Below are 21,588 nucleotides of genomic sequence, written 5' to 3' on the forward strand. Positions count from 1 at the left end.
CACAGGAGGCACTATGATTAAAATAATGAATATTTGGCGACTGACGCCTCCGCAAATTCTCGTTCTCGGATTTGCTGCTATTATTTTCTTAGGAGCAGGTCTTTTGACGCTTCCCTTTGCTTCGGCAACGGGACATTCGATTGCTTTTATTGATGCGCTGTTTACAGCGACTTCGGCAACATGCGTGACAGGTTTGGTCGTAGTGGATACAGGTAGTGTCTACACGATGTTTGGGCAAATCGTTATTGTGAGCTTGATTCAAATTGGCGGATTAGGTTTCATGACAATGTCGACTTTAATCGCTTTTGCCTTTCGTAAAAAAATCACGTTAAAAGAACGATTAGTTCTGCAAGAGGCTTTTAACCAAGGCAGCATGGAAGGCATCGTCAGACTTATCCGCAAAGTTATTATTTATTCGTTATCGATTGAAGCAATAGCAGCAGTCATTTTCACGATTCGTTGGTCGTTTGATATGGATTTTGCTCAAGCCCTTTATTTCGGAATCTGGCATGCGATATCCATGTTTAATAACGCTGGTTTTGATTTATTTGGCACGGTCGATGCGCCATTCGTTTCCTTAACCGGCTATGTTGATGATTTCGTGGTAAATTTTGTCGCTATGGCGCTTATTGTACTGGGGGGTATTGGTTTCATTGTTATGTCTGATTTGATGGACTATAACACCAAGAAGAAGCTTTCCCTGCATTCCAAAGTGGTACTTAGCATGACAGGTTTTCTTATTATGTTTGGAGCTATTATCATCTTTATATTCGAATATACAAATATCAGAACCATGGGTTCACTGGATTTAGGCGGGAAAATATTAGCTTCCTTCTTCCAATCCGTTGCCCCTCGTACGGCTGGGCCGAATACAGTTGATATTGGAGCTCTACGCCAAGCATCCCAATTTTTCATTGTCATCCTAATGTTTATCGGTGCTTCTCCTGGATCTACAGGGGGAGGTATTAAAACAACCACATTTACGATTCTAATTAGTGCCATAGTTACGATGATCCGTGGTAAAGAAGATATTGTCATTTTCCGTTATCGGTTGGCCAAGGATCGTATTCTTAAGGCTATTACCTTAACAATGATGGCGTTGTTTTTAGTTATCATCGTCACCATGCTGTTATCGACGACGGAGGATTCACAGTTATTGAAAATATTGTTTGAAGTAACATCCGCCTTCGGGACTGTAGGCTTGACCATGGGTTTGACTCCTGAATTAACGACATTTGGGAAGATTCTCATAAGTTTGACGATGTTTGCTGGGCGTTTAGGGCCCATCACACTAGCTTATGCACTGCAGCCGAAGCAAGAGAAAGAACTATATAGATACCCAGAGGGTAAAATCACGATTGGATAAGGGGAACTAGAAATATGAAAAAAAATCAATATGTTGTAATCGGGCTGGGGCGTTTTGGGGCCAGTATTTCCAAAGAACTCATTAAGCTTGGTTATGAAGTGTTGGGTATTGATAAAGATGAAGAAGTGGTTGATGAGCTGAGTTCTGTGCTTACCCATACGGTAGTTGCGGATGCGACGGATGAAGAGGTATTGAAATCATTGGGCGTACGAAATTTCGACTGCGCTGTTGTAGCCATTGGGGATGATATTCAATCGAGTATCCTAGCGGCCATTGTACTTAAAGATTTGGGGATCAAAAAGGTTGTCGCTAAAGCATTGTCCGAATTGCATGGCAAAGTACTGAATAAGCTGGGTGTTGACCGTGTGATTTATCCGGAGCGAGATATGGGGATTCGTGTTGCACACCAATTGGTATCACCTAATCTTCTTGATTACATTGAGATTTCTAAAGAGTACACAATCGTGGAATTATCTGTCCCTAAGAATCTATGTGGCTTTGCTCTAAGAGAGCTAGATCCTCGTGCTAAGTATGGATGCAGCATTGTGGCTATCAATAAACAAACAGGGATTATCATTGCACCTACGGCGGGTGATGTTGTGAATGAGAATGATGTGATGGTCATCATCGGAACCAACAATCAAATTGATAAATTTGAAAGTGAAGTCATCGGTTAATGGAAAATACAACCTCAATCCTAATTGAACATGTACTTATCCTACTCGTGCTTATTTTTGGACTGGGCATGATCTCAGGGAAAGCAGCGCAATGGTTGAAGCTTCCTGACGTTGCGCTGTTTCTGATAGCAGGTATGCTGGTGGGACAAGCCTTTCACTGGATTACAGAATCAAGCACATCTTTTACGAATCAATTCATCCTTGTTATTGGCTCGACCTTAATCCTCTTCGATGGAGGACGCAATATCAGACTCTCTGGTCTTCGCAAGGTATGGCTTACTGTAAGTTTACTCAGTGTTCCTGGCGTTCTTATCACATGCGGCGCAGTGGCAGTAGTCGCTCATTTGCTGCTGGATTTGCCTTGGCTTTATGCTCTATTACTGGGAGCTATTATTGCTTCAACAGATCCAGCAACCCTGATCCCTGTTTTTAAACAAGTGAAGATCCGTACGAAAGTACGTGAAACGGTTGAAAGTGAATCTGCTTTTAACGATGCGACGGCTTCGATTCTAACTTTTTCGTTATTAGCCATTATTCTTGGTACACAAGAGGTTTCTGTTACTTCGGGGGTCACTGATTTTGTGAAGACAGCGTTGGGCGGGCTTCTTGTTGGGGCCGCTATTGGCTACGCGATAACGTTCCTGACAGCACACTTGAAGCTGGGTCTACTAAGAGACTACGCAACGATATCGATGGTTGTGACATCACTCGGTGCTTATATCGTGGGAGAAGAGCTTGGTGTAAGCGGCTTTATGGCGACCTTTACGGCAGGACTGATCTGGGGAAATGCAGGGACGTTCAAACTGGATATGCAAGATAAACATCTTGAAATGGAGCATTTTTCCGAAAACATCACGGTCATCATGCGCATGCTCATCTTCATCTTACTAGGCAGTCAAGTTAACTTTCCATTGCTCCTTGAGCATTTCTGGACTAGCTTAGGTGTTATCTTTGTATTTATGTTTATCGCGCGCCCGCTTACGGTTCTGATCTGTACATGGCCGGATCGTAAAGCGAAGTGGAAACGAAATGAAATTCTGTTCATGTTCTGGGTTCGAGAGACAGGTGTTATACCCGCGGCATTATCCGGAATGGTAGCTGGGATGGGTGTTCAGCATAGTGATCTTATTGCCAGCGTTACGTTCATGGCCGTGCTTATAACTATTTTGTTTCAAGCAAGTACAACGGCTTATGTAGCGCGTAAACTGGGACTTGAAATAAAGCCCGACGATCCCGAGAACCATGAATAAAATAAATTTCTTTGATCGCCATTCGACTATTCAATTAAAAAATTTGCGAGTACATATACAACAAGAGAATTTCTAACTGAAGGTGGACTCCCCATGTATAAGGTATTAATAATTGAAGACGATGCCATGATCGGCGATATGGTCACTATGTATTTAAGTGAAGAAGGATTCCATGTCATAAGAAAGGCAAATGGGGCAGAAGGTATTGCAGCTGTCTCCCAGTTTGATCCAGATGTTATTTTGCTCGATCTGATGCTGCCTGATATGGATGGTCTTGCCTTATGCAGACAAGTTCGGGAAACCTCGAAAATACCTATTATGATCGTCTCGATGAAAAGTAAAGTCGTTGAACGAGTTAACGCGCTCGGGGCAGGTGCGGACGATTATATGTGTAAACCGTTCAGTATGCATGAGATGAGTGCGAGAGTTCACGCTCTTATTCGTCGCTCCAACTTGTATTTGAAATCGAGTGTGAATACTCGTCAAGTGACGGGAGCTGCTGGAGGATCAACGACTGCGGTATTAGAGGCAGTCTTGGATATCGATAAGAAAATAACGCTCAATCCGAATACGCGCTCTATGCGTGTTCATGGTGTTTTAGTGGAAACGACTTATTCGGAATTCGAAATTATGAAATGCTTCGTGAATCATCCTGGCCGTGTATATAGCCGAGAAGATTTACTGCAAACGGTTCGCGGATTCGACAGTTTAGTAACGGATCGGGCCATTGATGTACATATTGCTAACCTTCGTAAAAAGATCGAGGACAATCCCAAAGAACCTAAGTGGATTCGGACGGTTTGGGGTGTAGGTTACAAATTTGTTTATTAGTAAAAGAACCTCTAGCCTATGCATCTTCTATAGATGTGAGGCACAGAGGTTTTATTTTTGCTTGGCAAAATAATTGATCGCTTGAGTTATAAACTTCATAGTCGCCATATTATCCGCGGTATGGTCGGAGTAAATGAGTGAAGTCGTTCGTTTCGTCTGTTCTAACTCTACCAGATTGCGCAAAATCAGTTCATTATTCCGAATTAAATCTTCACGTAAATAGGATCTTGGAAGCAAGGTTGCCGTTTTACAGGTTGAAACGAGTCGGATGATGGCTTCGAAGGAGTCGATCTCCATTTGCACATTGGGTAATATGGTATAACGGTTGAACAGCTCATCCATCAAAATGCGATACCAAGTGCCTTTGGAGAAGAGGATCATCGGCAAATCATTTAAATCGTTCATTGTGATGACGGCGCGATCGATAAGAGGATGCCCTAGAGGAAGCACTAGACATAAGTGATCATCGAATAAAGGCTCGCAATGAAGGCTGGAAGCATTAATTTGGGACGCAACGATACCGATATCCACTTTGTTTTCTTTCGCCATAGTAACGATCTCGTGCGTCTTACCCGTAAGCAGCTTAATTTCTGTCAGCGGGTAATCCTGCAAGTAATCTGTGATAAGATCTGGGAGCGTTGTTTGCAGCGTTGTCAGGCTTGCTCCAATGGTAATCGAAGTGTGGCTGCCCGCTGCTTTGTAGGTTTGGATCGCTTGCTTGAACTTTCGCTCTAGATGACGCAGTTCCACAGCATGGTCATAACAAATATGACCGACTTTGGTCAGCTCCAGCCTTTTACCTTTGCGGATAAAAAGTTCTACACCAAGTTCTTCCTCCAGCTTCATTATTTTGCGAGAGAGAGCCGGTTGCGAGATGTTTAATAGCTGAGATGCTTTATTGAGGCTTACTTGTTCGACAACAACAGCGAAAACATCCAAGAGTTCCATGCTTCTATCGACTCCTTTCGCGCTATGCATATGTGTTTAAGTTATAAGTGTATATAAAAAAACGGCACTTCCATTATAAGCATGAAAGAGGTACGATGTACATGTCACTTTTTATTCACATTTCTTGGACGAAGGTGTATAATCATTCACTGATTTGGCAAAATAGGCTTGGATGATTATGGGTTGACGCTCGTTTGCGGCGAGAGTACAATGGTATGTGGCTTGTCTTGTCTGTTAATGTCGGATAAATGATGAATGAATTTTTATGAGGGGGGAATTGGTTCAATTATGGGTAATTCGTATTACTTTCGAAAGATCCACTCTTTGCTTGGCGTAATTCCTGTGGGCTTCTTTCTTATTGAGCATTTGCTCACGAACTATGAAGCAACAAAAGGACCAGGCGCGTTCGTGGATCAAATTAACTGGTTAAATGGCTTGCCATTGGTGCTGTTTCTAGAAATCTTCGGAATCTGGATACCGCTTCTTTATCATGCGGTATATGGCCTGTATGTAGCGTATCAAGCGCGTAACAACGTTTCGCAGTATGGTTATTTCCGTAATCAAATGTTCATGCTTCAACGTGTTACTGGTGTCATCACATTCTTGTTCGTTGCTTGGCATTTTTTCGAAACCCGCTTGCAAGTTGCATTCGGTAACGTAGCGCATGAAGAGCTTGGCCGGACGATGCATGATATCGCCACGAATCCGGTAATGTTTACAATCTATGTCATCGGTACACTTTCCGCAGCATTCCATTTCTGTAACGGTATGTGGTCGTTCTTGGTTAGCTGGGGAATTACAATTGGACCGCGCGCGCAGCGCTTTTCATCCATGATCTGGATGGCTTTGTTCGTTGTCATGGCCGTGATGTTTATTATGTCTTTGACTGCATTTACAGATACGCAATTTGAGCTTCCGGTAGAAGCGCATACGGGGAAATAAAGGAGGGTGAACAGAAGTGGCTAATTCAAAAGTTATCGTCGTCGGTGGAGGCCTTGCGGGACTCATGGCGACAATTAAGGCAGCAGAGGCCGGAGTTCACGTGCAATTGTTCTCCTTGGTTCCTGTTAAACGTTCCCACTCCGTATGTGCGCAAGGCGGCATTAACGGAGCGGTGAATACGAAGGGCGAAGGTGACTCCACGTGGGAGCACTTTGATGATACAGTATACGGTGGAGATTTCTTAGCAAATCAACCACCTGTTAAAGCTTTGTGCGATGCGGCTCCAGGTATTATTCACTTAATGGACCGTATGGGCGTTATGTTCAACCGTACACCAGAAGGTCTCCTCGACTTCCGTCGTTTCGGCGGTACCAAATATCATCGTACGGCATTCGCAGGCGCTACTACAGGGCAGCAGCTTTTGTACGCACTTGATGAGCAAGTACGCCGCTGGGAAACAGCTGGTCTTGTAACGAAATTCGAACATTGGGAGTTCCTAGGTTCTGTTCTAGATGATGATGGCGTATGCCGTGGTATTGCAGCTCAAGATTTGCGGAGCATGGAAATTCAAACATTCCCATCCGATGCGGTCATCTTGGCTACAGGCGGTCCTGGTATTATTTTCGGCAAAACAACGAACTCGGTTATTAATACAGGTACGGCAGCAAGTGCTGTTTACCAACAAGGCGTTAAATATGCGAATGGCGAAATGATTCAAATTCACCCAACAGCGATTCCCGGAGATGACAAGCTTCGCTTGATGTCTGAATCTGCACGTGGTGAAGGCGGACGTATTTGGACATACAAAGACGGGAAGCCTTGGTACTTCCTCGAAGAGAAATATCCAGCATACGGTAACTTGGTGCCACGTGATATTGCAACTCGCGAGATCTTCTCAGTGTGCGTAGACCAGAAGCTTGGTATTAACGGCGAGAACATGGTTTACCTCGATCTTTCTCATAAAGATCCGAAGGAGCTTGATATTAAGCTCGGCGGTATTATGGAAATCTACGAGAAATTCATGGGCGACGATCCGCGTAAAATTCCGATGAAGATTTTCCCTGCGGTTCACTATTCCATGGGCGGAATCTGGGTCGATTACAACATGATGACGAACATTCCCGGCTTATTCGCTGCTGGTGAGTGTGAGTATCAGCATCACGGAGCGAACCGTCTCGGAGCGAACTCACTCGTTTCGGCGATCTATGACGGAATGGTTTCCGGTCCTAAAGCGGTTGAGTATATCCGCGGCTTAGAGAAGCACGCTGATGATACGTCCTCGATCGTATACGATCGCGAGAAGAAACGTCATACAGACCGTTACGAGAACTTGCTCAAAATGAACAATGGTACGGAGAATGCCTATGTTCTGCATAAAGAGCTTGGCGACATGATGAATGCTAACATGACGGTTGTTCGTTACAATGATCGTCTCGAAGATACAATTGGTAAGATCAAGGATTTGAAAGAAAGATACAACAACATCAACATCACAGATACAGCTCGTTGGAACAATCAAGGGGTTGCGTTCACACGTCAGCTCTGGAACATGTTCGAGTTGGCTGAAGCGATGACACTCGGCGCCTTGCTGCGTAACGAGAGCCGCGGTGCGCATTACAAGCCAGAATTCACTGAGCGTGATGATGAGAACTTCATGAAAACAACAATTGCCGATTGGACGCCAGATGGTCCGAAAATCAGCTATGAAGAAATCGATGTATCTTTAATTGCACCACGGAAACGTGATTACTCCACGGAGAAGAAAAAGGGAGGACATTAATCATGGCTGAGACACTAAGCGCACAAAAGACAGTGAAGTTTATCGTGACTCGTCAAGAGAGTCCAGATTCCAAACCTTATACCGAGGAGTTTGAAATTCCTTATCGCTCCAACATGAATGTCATCAGTGGTTTGATGGAAGTACAGCGTAATCCGAAGAATGCTAAGGGTGATAAGACGACACCTGTATGCTGGGAATCCAACTGTCTCGAGGAAGTATGCGGAGCATGTTCCATGGTTATCAACGGTAAGCCGCGTCAAGCTTGTTCGGCTCTTGTTGATAAGTTGGAGCAGCCGATTCGCGTAGCACCAATGAGCACGTTCCCTGTTATGCGTGACCTTGTTATCGACCGTGGGCGCATGTTCACGGCTTTGAAGAAAGTAAAAGCATGGGTTCCGATTGACGGTACGTATGATCTTGGACCAGGACCTCGTATGGCGGAGTCGAAGCGTCAATGGGCTTACGAGCTTTCCAAATGTATGACATGCGGCGTTTGTCTTGAGGCTTGTCCGAACGTGAATGACAAGAACTCCTTTATCGGGCCGTCAGCGCTTTCTCAAGTTCGTCTGTTCAATGCGCATCCAACGGGTGAAATGAACAAAGACGAGCGTCTGGATACGTTGATGACAGATGGCGGTATCGAAGGCTGCGGTAACTCGCAGAACTGTGTACGCTCCTGTCCGAAAGGCATTCCGCTGACGACTTCAATCGCAGCATTGAATGCAGATACAACGAAGCATATGTTCAAAAAATGGTTAGGCGTGTAAACGAAATCGCCCAAGCCCGATGCCCTGATCTCCAGGGTGTCGGGCTTTTTTTATGCCGGATGAATGAATCCATATTATCGGTTGAATGATGTTGTATAAAATGTAACAATTGCTGCCTATATCGTGCCTCGCTCCCGTAGTTGTTGCATAATGTACAACAATTGGGCCCGAAACAGGCCATTTCGCAATAAATGGGTCAGAAATGTTGTACAAAACTACAACTTCAACCCGTCAAATAGCCTTTTTTCGGCGGGAATTGTTGCAGAAAATACAACATCGGTAACCACAGATGCCCAAGAGGGGATATGGAAACCCTGCACACAGAAAAAGACCATCTGGAGGATCGTCCTGATGGTCTTCGTAGGATTATGAGGCTAGTCAGCGGGCAGGCTATCAGCTTGGGTGGCTGCTTGATTATTTATAGGGGAAATCAGGAGAGGATGCTCGGATAGGGGGTGTCCTTCTTGAAGTTCAGAAACAGAAGGCCCCGTTAATATAACAGGTTTAGGTAGAACAGGCTGATTATCTAACATCGTGATGTGGAAATGAATCGATTACATCGTATACACCTCCGTTTTGTCGTTATATATGTTATATAATATTACACATTAAGCTATTTTGACAACCCATTATTTATTTATGTTATATATATTGACATATAAGTCGGATGTAAGTATGATTAAGACAAATGTAGGACATCGAAGTACTAACCTCATAGCAAACTTGTTTTCTAGGGTTCCGCGACAGAATGAAGGCTGTTGGTCAGGTCCAAGAGAAGACACACGGTGAGCTTCATCGTGCACACGGAGGGATAAAAGCCCGGGAGGATATCAGAATATGATATCGTTCCGGGTTTTTCTTTTTACCAGTTCAAATGGAGAGGGAGATCGGAATGAGACTAAGAGTGGTATTTCTGATGATGGCGTTGTTATTGATTTTTACAGTAGTTAGCGGATGTACGAGCAAAGGGGCAACAAGTACGACAACGGAAAAAAGCGGAGAACCGATTAAATTGGCACTCAGTCCATGGCCAGGTTGGTTTGTCTGGTATTTAGTGAAGGAGAAGGGGTTCTTTGAGAAAAATGGGGTTAACGTTGATCTCGTTTGGTTCCCGGTATATAGCGACTCCTTATCGGCATTGGCGTCTGGTAAAGTCGATGCGAACAGCCAAACCTTAAGCGATACACTTGCTCCAGCAAGTAAAGGGATTAAACTCAAGGCTGTGCTGGTGAACGACAACTCCAATGGCGGAGACGGTGTTGTTGTGAAGCCGAGCATTAATTCATTGAAGGATTTGAAGGGTAAGAAAGTAGCGACTGAGCTGGGAACGGTTGATCATCTTCTGATGTTAACCGCACTTGAAAAGGCGGGGCTTGCCGAGAAGGATGTTGCTTATACGAATATGACGGTTAACGATGCAGGGCCTGCCTTTATTTCAGGCAATTTGGATGCCGCGGTACTATGGGAGCCATTCCTAAGCAAGGCGATTCAAGAGGGCAAAGGCAAGCTATTATTTTCCTCCAAAGATACACCGGGACTTATCCCTGATCTGTTAGTTTTCAAAGAAGAAATAACGAAGAACCGTCCGGAAGATGTGAAAAAAATCATCAACGCTTGGTTCGATGCTTTGGATTACTGGAAGGCCAATCCTGAAGAGTCATTGAAAATTATGGCCAAAGCGGCAGAGACGCCGGTAGATGAATATAAAGCAGGCGTGGATAGCGTGAAAATTTTCCAACTTGAAGATAATGTGAAAGCTTTTCAAAAGGGTGATAACTTAGAATCCCTGCAATTCACTTCGCAGAAGACGGCCGAGTTCTTAAAGGGATTAGATATGTTGACCTCTATTCCGAAGTCGGAAAGCTTTTTAGATGGACACTTTGTAGAAGAAGTGCTGAAGGAACGTAAGAAATAACAACTGGAGAGCGAGGGCTCTAAATGGACACCATGGTGAAAAAAAAGCGCAAATCAACTTTGTTTGCCATACGTGGCGATATTAGCCGTAGAACCTATACATCCGGTGTCGTGCTCATTGTTGTGATAGCTTTGCTCTTCTGGAGTGTGCTTAGCTATGGCGGCTTTGTAAATCGTACGTTCTTGCCTACACCGGATCAAGTCCTTCGTCAGTTTGCCATTCAACTTCAGAGTTCTGTTTTCTGGAACCATGTTGGCATAAGCATTTTTCGAGTAGGGGCGGGCTTTCTGCTTGCTTGTATATTGGGGATTCCGCTTGGCATTCTGGCAGGTACGTTTCGCTTCGCTGAAGCGCTGCTCGTCCCTCCGACGGAATTTATCCGATATATGCCAGCGACGGCTTTCATCCCGCTCATTATGGTTTGGGTAGGGATTGGTGAATGGGCGAAGGTGATCGTCATCTTCATTGGATGCTTCTTCCAGCTCATGCTGATGGTTGCCGATAATACACGTTCGGTATCCAATGATTTGCTTCAAACCTCCTATACCCTTGGTGCGAACCGCTGGCAAGTAATCGAGAAGGTGCTTATTCCTGCTCTACTGCCGGATTTAATGAACACCATGCGATTAATCATCGGTTGGGCTTGGACATATCTCGTTGTTGCTGAGTTGGTTGCGGCCAGCAGCGGACTAGGGTTCTCCATTATGAAAGCGCAGCGGTTCCTCAATACGGATTTGATCTTCGTAGGGATTATCGCTATTGGCTTGCTGGGCTTACTAACGGATCGCACATTTGCTTATTGTCACCGTAGATTTTTCCCGTGGTTGGAAGGAGGGCGTTAAATCATGCATGCTTTGAATATGGAGCCCTCTGATGATAGAGCTGTGGCTGTGAGTAAAATTATGGCGACGGATGTAACGAAGGTGTATAGCACAAAGAAATCCCAGTTTGTCGCGCTGGATCGCGTTTCTTTCCATGTGGACGCGCATGAGTTTGTCAGTTTTGTAGGTCCTTCAGGTTGCGGCAAGTCCTCTTTATTGAGGATCCTTGCGGGATTAGAGTCGATGACGACTGGATCGCTAAGTATTTCTGGGCATGAAATTGATGGTCCTGGCGCTGACCGTGGGATGGTATTCCAGACCTATACCTTGTTCCCATGGCTTTCTGTGAGGGAGAATATCGAGTTCGGACTGACACTCAAAGGCGTTCCTTTATTCGAAAAGAGGGCCGTTTCCGATCACTTTATGGAACTCGTCGGGCTTCAGAAGTTCGCCAGATCGCTGCCGAAGGAGCTTTCGGGCGGCATGAAGCAGCGGGTCGCCATCGCTCGGGCCCTCGCGAACAATCCGGAAGTCCTACTGATGGATGAGCCATTCGGTGCACTCGATCCGCAGACGAAGAATTCGATGCAGGAGCTGCTATTGCGTATTTGGGAAAAGGAGAAAACCACCGTCGTGTTCATTACCCATGACATCGAGGAAGCTATTTTCTTATCGCAGCGCGTGTATGTGATGCAGGCGCATCCTGGAAGGATTCGCCAAGAAGTCGTGATTCCGCAAGGACTTCGTGAGACCTTAGAGTGTAAAGATACGGAGTCGTTTATTAAGCTGAAGAAGCAAATTATTTCGCTTATCGGGGATCATGAGGAGTAATCAGCAGTGAATGCCGGTATCGTAAGTTGAATAAATGAATAAGGGGCTGTCTGAATAGTAGATTTTATCTACTTTTTAAGACAGCCCCTTTTGTTGTTTCGTAGGAAAAGGACCTCCCCCTATTGGTGGAAGTCCTCGTGAAAATGTAAAACCATCTTCAAGGTAGATACCCCTCAAGGTTTATAACCCTTTTGGGACAGCCCTTTGACATGAATCGCGGATAATAGTGAATTTGTTTCAAAGCTTTACGAATATGAGACCTGCAAATAGAAGAGCTAAAGCGAGACCTTGCAGGATTGTCAGCTTTTCTTTGTAAACGAGCACAGAGCCGACAACGACGACAAGTCCATAGGTAGAGAAAATGGGCGCGACGATGGATCCCGGACCCATTTGCAGAGCGACGGAGTAAAGCTGAAGGCCGCCATAAGAGAAGCAGCCAGAGAGCAGCCCCCATAGAAATCCTGTGCTACTTGGTAAAGCATCATAGGTAGCGATGAGCCCTTGTTGGACAGGCTTTTGCTGCTTCTTGGTGTGGCTAGCTGCAGCGATGGCGAACCAAATGGCGGATAGCAGATAACTGATGAGTAGAATAGGCGTGTTCGCTAACGCTAGCTCGGCAGTAACTTTTAAGCCGCCGTTGCGGAAGAAGAACAGAAGTCCGCCGAGCGCAACGAGTGCAAACCATTTCTTCTCTTTGATTGTGAGGGGCTCTTTGAGCTTAATGGATACAAGTACCGCTGAAGCAATGAGCAGGACGATGCCGCTGGCTTCTGTGCTATGTATGTGTTCACCGTAGATGGTGACGGAAATGAGAATAACTAGCAAAATATTTAAGTTCATCAGCGGCGCTGTTAAGCTAGCCGGACCGTTCTCGAGCGCCTTCATGAATACGACATTGCCCCAGCCTGACCCCACGCCAATGATAATACCAGCTAACCAAACACGCCAATCGTCTAAGAAGAGGGAGCCTTCCCATAGACTGTTCACAGCGAAGCCAAGTGTTCCTGTGAGATAGAGTCCGAGCAGTAGATGCGGTGTGGAGCCTTGGCGCATTTGACTCACTTTCATAAAAAAGCCGGTTAGACCAAATAGTACGGCACTGCCGACTGCAGCAATAAACCACATGATGTGTGACTCCTTACGTTTTCTTTTCATAGGGCTGCATGCATCCCCAAGTAATATCTATTCATTATATCGAATTGCCGTAGGAATGCACAGATTATCGAAATTTGACGAGCGATTTGCTTATCGATAAAATGAGTTAAAGCATTTCAAGAATGAGGGATTTCCTATGAAGAAAAGTAAACAGCCCACCATTATCGATGTTGCTTCCGAAGCGGGTGTATCCATTGCGACAGTTTCCAATGTTTTGAATCGGAGAAAGGTGCCGATGTCACCGGTGACGATACGCAAAGTGGAGGAAGCCGTTGTACAGCTGGGCTATCGCCGCAATGTGATGGCAACGAACCTTAGTCGGCGTCGATCCTATGAGTTAGGCCTTATCATACCGCATTTCGGCGGCTATTATGGCCGATTTGCAGAGAAGCTGGAGCAGGAAGTACATAGTTTCGGTTACCATTTATCCGTATTTTCAGCAGCGGGTATGGATCCAGTGATCGAGAAGCGTCACCTGGAGCACTTGCTGCAGCGAAGAGTAGACGGTTTAGTGAGCCATGGTTTAGCGATGAGTATGCAATCGACCCAGCAGTTAGTCGGGGAGGGCACGCCGCTCGTTATCTTTAATGGCTGGGGATGGCCTAGCGACATGGTCAAACTGGCGGTTAATTTGGATTTCGCGAAGGCTTCGACGGAAGCTGTTCAGCATTTCCTCGCCAACGGCTGCCGCTCCATTATTTATGCCGGCAGGCGTAAAGGGATGGGGGCCAATGAGCAGCGTATTCAAGGGTTTATGGCAGGGCTAGGCGATAAGGCCGAGTCGACGGTGCATGCGCTTCTAGATGCTGGAGAGCTCGGTATCGAAGGTACACTGGAGGAAGCTCTGCGCATTAGCGGCGAGCAGCGACCTATTGGCATCTACACGTTCAATGATGCGTTGGCACTGGAGCTTCTAGCTGTGTGTCATGAGCGAGGCATTCGCGTGCCGGAGGATGTGCAGTTGATTGGAATGGACAATGAACTGTTTTCTAAGGCCAGCTTTCCCTCTATCACAAGTTTCGACATGCCTGTCGAGCTGCAAACGAGATTAGTTGCCGCTTTTCTGATGCGGCAGATTGGTGAAGACTTGGATGAAGAGAATACACAACTGCTGGATGACCACCTGCCACGTATTCACGGACATGAGCTATTTATTGATTTGGAGATGATTGTCCGGAAGTCTACAACAACATGAAAAGACCGTTATACTCTCGTTAAGATGAGAAGTATAGCGGTCTTCTTGGCCTTTCCCTTATTAGATATGAATCTCATTTCTATTCGTTTGTCTTTGATGTTTCAAAAACTCTTTGCCATAATCCCCATGTGGATTAATGTCGGCATGTTCAATTTGGATGGTGGAGTGCTTGATGCCATATTTACTTTTCAGCGTTTCATTAATCGCAAGAATAACACAGAAGGGTTGAATGTTGGGATTGATGAACACATGCGCGGTTAAAGAGTAGTGATCAGTCGAAACCGCCCACAGATGCATCTCATGCACATCTTCGACACCTTCAACACGCGCGATCTCGCTGCGAATTTCATCTAAGTTGAAGCGCTCAGGCACCGATTCCATCAGAATCAGATAAGATTCTCGAATGATTTTGCTCCCACCAGTAAAAATAATGCCGCCAATGACCATCGAAATCAGAGGATCGAACAAGAGAAGACCTGTGTAATAAATGATAATAGAAGAGATAATGACACCTACCGAGCTGAGTAAATCACCGAAAAAGTGCCACAGCGCGCTTTTCACATTCAGATTGTCCTCTTCTTTCACACTGTTATGGAGAACCAATGTAAGAACAAGATTGACAACGAAACCGATGGAGGCAATTCCAAGCATAAGAGCCAGGTGAATCGGCTGCGGGTTAATGATACGTTGAATTCCTTCGATAAAAATTCCCAAAGCAATGATACAGAGGGCTAATCCATTCAGAAAAGAAGCGATAATCTCAAACCGCAGGAAACCAAAGGTGAACCGCGCATTAGGCTGACGAGTAGCCAGCTTCAGAGCAACCATACTAAGCCCCAAAGCGATGACATCGGAGATCATATGAGCAGAGTCGGATAGTAAAGCAAGGGAATTAGAGAGCACCCCACCTACAATTTCTACAATGGTGAAAAAGGCGGTCAGTATGAGAGTTACCCATAACGTTTTTCTGGATTTGCTCTGTTCTTTAACATGATGGAGATGGTGATAGTCGTATTCGATACTCATACGATCCCTCCTTATTTATAATAATTCTAATTAATATTATTATATGCTAGACCTTCGTCAGGTGCAACTGATTTTGTGTAAAGAGTATACTCATCAATATTCGTTTCGATCGCTCCTGGACAGATCGCGTTTACACGAATTTTGTAACGCGCCAATTCAAGCGCAGCCATTTTCATGAAGCCACTTGTCCGGCTTTGGAAGTGCTATAAGCGCTCATGCCAAAACTGGAGAAAACCCGGTTACCGTTAATGGAGCTAGTAATGATGATGCTGCCACCATGCTGTTTGAGAGGCTCGATTGCATGTTTGACTCACAAGAATGACCAGTACGTCGAGCCGGCCCCATTGGTCCATGACGGTTTGAACGGCCTGTTTCACTTCTTCCTCGACGGCAATATCCGCTTCTATGGAGATCGCTTCTCTTCCGGCAGCCTGCACTTTGGCCACTGCTGCTTCAAGCTCACCGCCCGGGCGGTTGAGCAGCCCGATTTTAAACCCCTTTTCAGCCAAACGTATAGCGGAAGCCAAGCCAATGCCGGATTATGCGCCGGTCACAATGGCGACTTTCTTTAAATTATCGTATGACAGGTCATTACCCCGGCTTTGCGGGATCGAATCTTAGAGGTGTAAATATTGGAGAAGAGAAGGAAATAAAGCGCTTTCTAATTTGTAACATAATTGAAATACTCCTGTTATGGTTTCATAATGTTTGCGAGGTATTATAATAAGCAAGACCCCCTTTTTAATATAAACTTTTGAACCCGGCCCCGTTGGCTGGGTTCCTTTTTTTTGTGTATGACAAATAACCCTTATACATTAAGGGCTTACGGGGCGTTTGGTTGTAGTTTTACATTCCTAAAGGGAGTCTTGGTAGGATTAGACATCAGACTTTCCTAAGTATCTTTCGTTCAAGTCTTTGAAAATAATAAAGAAACCACTCCCCGTAAGGGGCTGTTGACAAAATGGGTTGAGGATCTTGTCCTCAACCCATTTTGCTGTATTATAGAGTTTTTGTTGAATGGAAGAGCAACATTTCCATCTACACTGTCGCCTTAATCATTCGTTTTATGTTTAGCGCCAACGCCGAAAAGAGGCAGTGTTCCGTAGCGTTACGGATGCCCCGTTTATAGGTTCTGCTTAGATTGTGAGATTGTTTCATGATTCCGAATGTGCCTTCGCACCAAATACTCCGAAGACGCTTGAAGTTCCGATACTCTTCGCTCTTAGCCCGTTCCTTGTTGCGTTCTGTTGCTTCATGGAAAAGAGTTCGCCGAATGACTCGATATTTCTTCGACTTTCCAAAACATTGTTCACGCAGCGGGCATGCTTTGCAATCTTTGGTCTTTGCCGCATACACACTTCGATAAGGGGTCTTCATTCCATCACCCTCGACATGCGTAAACTTCAATGTCTTTCCTTCAGGACACAAGTAAGTGTCTAATTCTTCATCATATTGGAATGGTTTACCTCCAATGGCCTCAATACTGCTTTCTTTTACGATTGGTGAGATGTACCCTTCAATGTTTTGCTTTTCTAAAGCGTGATGCACCACTGCGCAGTCGTATCCTTTGTCAGCACAAACCTTTTTAATTTCAAGATTAAACCTTTCTTGCTGAGCAGCTAATCGCCCAGCGTAGGGTTCGTGGTCATTCACATTACCTGGAGTTACATGGATATCCGTGATAATACCGTAGGCCGTGTCGATACTGGTATGGCTAAGAAAATGGAATCCGATCGGCTTTTTGGGCCGATTCATCAGACCAGTCTCAGGATCCGTCAGGCTTTGAGTAACTTCTGTTTGGATAGTGGTAGTCATGCGATCCTGTTTGACTCTCCCGCACTTCTTCTTTCCTCCGGCATCGCGCTCTACTTGCCGCTGACTCTCAAGCCGCCGCGCCTCTTTTTCTAATTCCTCCAAGTATTCCGATGGTTTCTTGTCCACCTTTACTTTTTCAGAATGGCTTAGCGATGCACTCGCTTTAACATGAGTCGAATCCGTTACAATAACATCGCCTGTTACAATTCCCTTTTGTATGCATAATGTCACAATGTGATCAAATATCTCTTGAAAGATAGAGCTGTTTTTAAACCGGCGTCGACGATTCTGACTAAGAGTAGAATGATCCGGAACGGATTCCATGAGATCTAGTCCTAAAAACCAGCGATACGCCAGATTCATTTTCACTTCTTCTTCCAACTTGCGTTCAGAGGAAATTCCGTATAAATACCCGATGAGCATCATTTTCATGAGAAGCACAGGATCAATAGATTTTCGACCAACGAGGGAATATAGATGCTTCACTTTGTCGTAAATAAAAGTGACGTCCACTTCTCGTTGAATAATTCGCAGCAAGTGATCTTTTGGCACATAATCCTCCAAGTTTAAAAAAATAAACTGGTGCTGCTTATCTCCGTTAACCCCCATCATGATCGGTATCCCTCCAAATAGAAAAACTGCATAGAATTAAATTCTACGCAGTCTCTACAAAAACCTCTCAATATTGTGTTTGTCAACAGCCCCGTAATAGGAGTGGCTTTATCTTATATGGATATGTAAATCTAATTGTCAAAAAACAACTCAATGTCTTAGGCGCTTCTTTAGTTCCATACAAATGGTGGAATGTGAAAGAATAATAGAATGGAGCTGACGAGTTCTTTGATTCGAAAAAAAAGCAATTCATACATTTAACTCTGTGATAACATGGAAAGACTAAGCTTATAAGAATAGAGAGGATTAATTTACATATGAAAATAAATCGATTAATTTCGAACAATATTAACCTATTAGATGCAGCACTACCAGTAGATAAATCGTTAGGTATTGCTGGTTTGTCTGGATCTGGTAAAACAACGTTTTGTCAAACCATTGGTGAAGAATCCAAGAAGCGTCTCGTTTCCTTATTGCCAAAGGCTGAATATCAGTATTTATTTCCTAATATTATGGAAACCAATTTCAGTGCCATCAAGATGGAAGAAATGCCTTTAGTCCTTTTTCTCGGAAAATCATCGATTTCATCCAATCCTCGTTCAACCATTGGCACACATACGGGCGTGTTCAAAGAGATTCGTGTAACGCTTGCTGAAAAATTTAATCTTTCTCCAGAAGTTTTTTCCTTTAATAACGCCTTAGGCTGGTGTCCAGATTGTAAAGGGCGCAGTATGACCCAAAATGTGGATTGTCCAAAGTGCAAGGGTAGGCGCTACAATCAAGAAGTTGAGCAATATAAGATGGAATTATTGAATCAACCACATAGTATTTCCGATATGAATAACTTAAGCATTGAAACGATTCTTTCTCTTGCAGAGGAATTACAAATTAGTGAAGCGAAGCAGCATATTCTCCAGAATATAATCAATATGAATATGGGTTACTTAACATTAAATCGCATTATGGGTACATTGTCAGGTGGAGAAATAACACGACTTTACTTGGCAGAATTCATGGCAACAAGTGAAAATACGGTTATTATCATTGATGAAATTTCCGTGGGTCTTGATCACCAAACACTATTGAAAATTTTAGCAGAGATTAAACAATTAGGGTATAAGAATCAAATTTGGCTCATTGACCATTCTGACACGGTGCTCGACACAGCGGATGATCAATTGTTCTTTGGACCTGGTAGTGGTAAATACGGTGGGAAAATTGTTGAAGAATCACCACGTCCACAACCTATCTATTGTGAACTAAATAAGGCAATGCCAACAGAATACTATCAATTTCATGATCTTTATTGTCGTAATATTCAAATGGCTGAAATTCAGATTCCCAAAAATAGACCGTAACCTTTACGGGTGAGTCGGGTTGCGGTAAATCTACACTTGTCAATGAGTGTATGGTCAAAGATTTTCAGAAGCGTTATCCAAAAGATAAACTGGTCGTGGTTGGGCAAGATCGAAACCAGTCGATTTCCAGTCGTTCAACCGTTGCGACGTTTCTTGATATTAAAAAGAAACTCACAAAATATAGCGAGGATATTGATGATATTTTTCAGCGTTCGATTGAAGATATTATTGATGAACTGCCAAATGAAGACATCGCTCATAAACGCTTGAGCTTATTGATCAAACTTGGACTTGGTTATTTGACGCTGGAAAGAAAAACGCAGTCCTTATCGACTGGTGAATTTCAATGTGTTCATTTAGTTTCTGAGCTGTTTGCTAATTCAAGAAACCCACATACACTTTTTATTTTTGACGAGCCTTCAAAAGGTTTATCCCAAAATATTTTAAACCAATTCATTGATAGTGTTAGGGACATTCTGGAAGATGAATCTGTCTCCATCCTGATGATCGAACATAATGCCTATATGCTGGAAAGCTCTGATTTTATCGTTGATTTTGGAAAAAGGCAGTTTGACCCTGTGGAGCATCTGGATGTTGTCAGTCATGATGATTATTATCGTCAAAAACCTAAGGAAGATAGCAAGGCCCCCATGCATATTTCTTCCACACTCAAGCCGCAAAACGGTATTCACTACTTACAAGAAAATCAGTTAGACTATTTTAAAAAGGCAGAAAACGTCTATAAGGGTGGTATCTTAAAAAGCTTATCGCCAATTGCCCATGTGATTTATAGTGAATATGAATCTGAAACGATTGCACCTGTCATCGCCATTGATCTTGAACGACACCTGTATAGTCAATATAGCTTTCTCTATGAAATGGGTGGACTGATCAATCATATTGTGGCTGCTCATCCGACCAATAAAGATACAAGAAGCTTCGATTTCTATTATCAAGACAATCACTGTCCGAGTTGTTCGGGTCGTCGTGTCATTGAGCAATTTGATATGGATGTTCTCATTCAAGATAAAACAGTCCCATTCTGGGATGGCATGTTACTTCCAGAAGTCATGGATGTCTTGAAATATTATCAACATGCCAAATTGCACTTCCTGTTTGAAGAGATAAAGAACGAACTTGGTCACGATATGAGTAAAAGCTTTAATGAGATGTCAGAAGCAGAAAAGCGTACTTTCTTATATGGTTATTGGGAAAAGTCATTTTATGATAAAGCAGGGAAGGCTTCGAGAACATGGGAAGGTTTTAATCTCATCCTTGGGCGTTATATGGTAATTTCGAAGAACATTCCTCTTAAAGAGCAAATGAAAGCCTCAAAAGAAATGATTGCCTGCCCAGTTTGTCAAGGAAGCGTGTTAAACCATCATAAAAAGCTAAAATTTAGTGATACGGATATTCGTGAGATTATTCAGCAACCGATTGATCAGGTCATTAAAACCGTAGGGAGTTTACCTCAACTAGAAAAACTAAAATCAATTGTTGGCGGCGATCTTGCACTTACGGAAGATGTCTCTTTATTTCCTAGGGAAACACAAGTTGCGCTGAAAATGCTTGAACTGGAACTTGCAAGCTTTGTGGGCTATGAGGTGGTTTTACAAAATGCCGTACCATTTTGGGACAAGATTAAAGGCAACCTCGAGGCGATCAACAGTAAAAACTTGATTACCATCTGTGATTTTGCCAATATTGCTGAAACTAGAGAAACCATTATTGATAAGTATTTCACCAATGGAAAATATAAAAAACTAACTTATGTCTATGAAGTGTTTGGTTACAATAAAATTGTTACCCAAATTAATAAAATTAAAGCAAGTCATCCATGTCCATTCTGCAACGGGAAGAAAGTAATTTCAGAGGATGGTCTCCATGATGGCGTATTTAAATTATCGGTGCCATGTGTTAGCTGTTATGTAAGTGGCATCAACGATGAAGGGCGCAAGGAAATCGTCGAGGGCATAGATGTACAAACATGGCTTACTGGCAAAGTAAGAGATGTTGTTGCTGAAAGCTTACTAATTGAGGCAGTTGCGGATATTCCTATCTTCAATCGTATTCGTGAGTTGAATAAACGAGATATGATGGCGGTTTATCATTGCCTGAAGTAAGATACTCTAGCGTTCGCCTCTAAAGTGATACGCTGATCAATTCCACAGGAGATGGGACAATTGGAAGGGTTGCAGTACAAAGAATTTTAAAATATCTCATCTCGGTAAATAAGTATTCTCGGTTGTGAAGAAAATGTTGTTGATTGAGCTAAGCAAGAGTGAGGAAATCTCTACAA

15 protein-coding genes, 2 pseudogenes and 1 riboswitch are annotated in these 21,588 nt (G+C 43.7%); of the genes and pseudogenes, 12 read left to right on the forward strand and 5 right to left on the reverse strand.

Annotation, left to right across the window (positions count from 1 at the left end; all coding sequences use genetic code 11):
• Positions 1–13 precede the first annotated feature (13 nt).
• The 4 genes from QFZ81_RS05460 (at position 14) to QFZ81_RS05475 (ending at position 4,124) form a co-directional block, all read left to right on the forward strand.
• Positions 14–1,366: a TrkH family potassium uptake protein gene (locus tag QFZ81_RS05460; RefSeq protein WP_307601831.1), complete on the forward strand. Its 1,353-nt coding sequence runs from the start codon at positions 14–16 to the stop codon at positions 1,364–1,366.
• A 14-nt stretch (positions 1,367–1,380) separates the two neighbouring features.
• Positions 1,381–2,043: a potassium channel family protein gene (locus QFZ81_RS05465; RefSeq protein ID WP_047680845.1), complete on the forward strand. Its 663-nt coding sequence runs from the start codon at positions 1,381–1,383 to the stop codon at positions 2,041–2,043.
• Positions 2,043–3,293, forward strand: a complete 1,251-nt coding sequence (locus QFZ81_RS05470) for a cation:proton antiporter (protein WP_307447177.1) — start codon at positions 2,043–2,045, stop codon at positions 3,291–3,293. Before QFZ81_RS05465 ends, QFZ81_RS05470 begins: the two co-directional genes overlap by 1 nt.
• A gap of 93 nt (positions 3,294–3,386) precedes the next feature.
• Positions 3,387–4,124, forward strand: a complete 738-nt coding sequence (locus tag QFZ81_RS05475) for a response regulator transcription factor (RefSeq protein ID WP_307447174.1) — start codon at positions 3,387–3,389, stop codon at positions 4,122–4,124.
• Between the two features lie 51 nt (positions 4,125–4,175).
• On the opposite strand, the gene QFZ81_RS05480 is transcribed toward QFZ81_RS05475, so the two are convergent.
• A complete protein-coding gene (locus QFZ81_RS05480; RefSeq protein ID WP_307601834.1) occupies positions 4,176–5,072 on the reverse strand; it encodes a LysR family transcriptional regulator in 897 nt (298 codons plus the stop codon).
• Between the two features lie 288 nt (positions 5,073–5,360).
• Here QFZ81_RS05480 and QFZ81_RS05485 point away from each other — a divergent pair, with 288 nt between their 5' ends.
• The 6 genes from QFZ81_RS05485 to QFZ81_RS05510 all read left to right on the forward strand — a co-directional run bounded on the left by QFZ81_RS05485 (position 5,361) and on the right by QFZ81_RS05510 (position 12,128).
• Positions 5,361–6,014: a succinate dehydrogenase cytochrome b558 subunit gene (locus QFZ81_RS05485; protein WP_307601835.1), complete on the forward strand. Its 654-nt coding sequence runs from the start codon at positions 5,361–5,363 to the stop codon at positions 6,012–6,014.
• Positions 6,015–6,030: 16 nt separating this feature from the next.
• Positions 6,031–7,794 (forward strand): succinate dehydrogenase flavoprotein subunit, encoded by a 1,764-nt coding sequence (gene sdhA / locus QFZ81_RS05490; RefSeq protein WP_171641079.1) that lies wholly within the window; start codon positions 6,031–6,033, stop codon positions 7,792–7,794.
• A gap of 2 nt (positions 7,795–7,796) precedes the next feature.
• Positions 7,797–8,561, forward strand: a complete 765-nt coding sequence (sdhB, locus tag QFZ81_RS05495) for a succinate dehydrogenase iron-sulfur subunit (protein ID WP_047680827.1) — start codon at positions 7,797–7,799, stop codon at positions 8,559–8,561.
• A gap of 719 nt (positions 8,562–9,280) precedes the next feature.
• A riboswitch (guanidine-I (ykkC/yxkD leader) is annotated at positions 9,281–9,389 on the forward strand.
• 64 nt (positions 9,390–9,453) lie between these two features.
• Entirely contained in the window at positions 9,454–10,476 is a 1,023-nt protein-coding gene (locus QFZ81_RS05500; protein WP_307601837.1) for an ABC transporter substrate-binding protein, read from the forward strand.
• Positions 10,477–10,499: 23 nt separating this feature from the next.
• A complete protein-coding gene (locus QFZ81_RS05505) occupies positions 10,500–11,318 on the forward strand; it encodes an ABC transporter permease (protein WP_307601839.1) in 819 nt (272 codons plus the stop codon).
• Between the two features lie 3 nt (positions 11,319–11,321).
• On the forward strand, positions 11,322–12,128 hold the full coding sequence (locus QFZ81_RS05510) for an ABC transporter ATP-binding protein (protein ID WP_307447155.1): 807 nt from the start codon (positions 11,322–11,324) through the stop codon (positions 12,126–12,128).
• A 237-nt stretch (positions 12,129–12,365) separates the two neighbouring features.
• Here QFZ81_RS05510 and QFZ81_RS05515 read toward each other — a convergent pair whose 3' ends face one another.
• A complete protein-coding gene (locus tag QFZ81_RS05515; RefSeq protein ID WP_307601841.1) occupies positions 12,366–13,283 on the reverse strand; it encodes an EamA family transporter in 918 nt (305 codons plus the stop codon).
• Between the two features lie 136 nt (positions 13,284–13,419).
• Between QFZ81_RS05515 and QFZ81_RS05520 the strand changes: the two genes are divergently transcribed.
• On the forward strand, positions 13,420–14,478 hold the full coding sequence (locus QFZ81_RS05520) for a LacI family DNA-binding transcriptional regulator (RefSeq protein WP_307447150.1): 1,059 nt from the start codon (positions 13,420–13,422) through the stop codon (positions 14,476–14,478).
• A gap of 60 nt (positions 14,479–14,538) precedes the next feature.
• On the opposite strand, the gene QFZ81_RS05525 is transcribed toward QFZ81_RS05520, so the two are convergent.
• From QFZ81_RS05525 to QFZ81_RS05540, 3 genes and pseudogenes are all read right to left on the reverse strand, one after another.
• Entirely contained in the window at positions 14,539–15,504 is a 966-nt protein-coding gene (locus tag QFZ81_RS05525) for a cation diffusion facilitator family transporter (protein WP_307447147.1), read from the reverse strand.
• Between the two features lie 83 nt (positions 15,505–15,587).
• Positions 15,588–16,037: pseudogene (locus QFZ81_RS37240) on the reverse strand (SDR family NAD(P)-dependent oxidoreductase); the annotation flags it as partial.
• A 505-nt stretch (positions 16,038–16,542) separates the two neighbouring features.
• Positions 16,543–17,931 (reverse strand): IS1182 family transposase, encoded by a 1,389-nt coding sequence (locus tag QFZ81_RS05540; RefSeq protein ID WP_307601847.1) that lies wholly within the window; start codon positions 17,929–17,931, stop codon positions 16,543–16,545.
• Between the two features lie 317 nt (positions 17,932–18,248).
• On the opposite strand from QFZ81_RS05540, the pseudogene QFZ81_RS05545 reads away from it, so the two are divergent.
• Positions 18,249–21,412, forward strand: a pseudogene (locus QFZ81_RS05545) (ATP-binding cassette domain-containing protein).
• Positions 21,413–21,588: the final 176 nt, after the last annotated feature.

The organism is Paenibacillus sp. V4I9, from assembly GCF_030817295.1.
Taxonomy (GTDB): Bacteria; Bacillota; Bacilli; order Paenibacillales; family NBRC-103111; genus Paenibacillus_E.

Bases quoted from the DNA above. Each gene is read 5' to 3' on its own strand.
- QFZ81_RS05460 (WP_307601831.1), top strand. From the start codon at position 14: ATGATTAAAATAATGAATATTTGGCGACTGACGCCTCCGCAAATTCTC.
- QFZ81_RS05465 (WP_047680845.1), top strand. From the start codon at position 1,381: ATGAAAAAAAATCAATATGTTGTAATCGGGCTGGGGCGTTTTGGGGCC.
- QFZ81_RS05470 (WP_307447177.1), top strand. From the start codon at position 2,043: ATGGAAAATACAACCTCAATCCTAATTGAACATGTACTTATCCTACTC.
- QFZ81_RS05475 (WP_307447174.1), top strand. From the start codon at position 3,387: ATGTATAAGGTATTAATAATTGAAGACGATGCCATGATCGGCGATATG.
- QFZ81_RS05480 (WP_307601834.1), bottom strand. From the start codon at position 5,072: ATGGAACTCTTGGATGTTTTCGCTGTTGTTGTCGAACAAGTAAGCCTC.
- QFZ81_RS05485 (WP_307601835.1), top strand. From the start codon at position 5,361: ATGGGTAATTCGTATTACTTTCGAAAGATCCACTCTTTGCTTGGCGTA.
- sdhB (WP_047680827.1), top strand. From the start codon at position 7,797: ATGGCTGAGACACTAAGCGCACAAAAGACAGTGAAGTTTATCGTGACT.
- QFZ81_RS05500 (WP_307601837.1), top strand. From the start codon at position 9,454: ATGAGACTAAGAGTGGTATTTCTGATGATGGCGTTGTTATTGATTTTT.
- QFZ81_RS05505 (WP_307601839.1), top strand. From the start codon at position 10,500: ATGGACACCATGGTGAAAAAAAAGCGCAAATCAACTTTGTTTGCCATA.
- QFZ81_RS05510 (WP_307447155.1), top strand. From the start codon at position 11,322: ATGCATGCTTTGAATATGGAGCCCTCTGATGATAGAGCTGTGGCTGTG.
- QFZ81_RS05515 (WP_307601841.1), bottom strand. From the start codon at position 13,283: ATGAAAAGAAAACGTAAGGAGTCACACATCATGTGGTTTATTGCTGCA.
- QFZ81_RS05520 (WP_307447150.1), top strand. From the start codon at position 13,420: ATGAAGAAAAGTAAACAGCCCACCATTATCGATGTTGCTTCCGAAGCG.
- QFZ81_RS05525 (WP_307447147.1), bottom strand. From the start codon at position 15,504: ATGAGTATCGAATACGACTATCACCATCTCCATCATGTTAAAGAACAG.
- QFZ81_RS05540 (WP_307601847.1), bottom strand. From the start codon at position 17,931: ATGATGGGGGTTAACGGAGATAAGCAGCACCAGTTTATTTTTTTAAAC.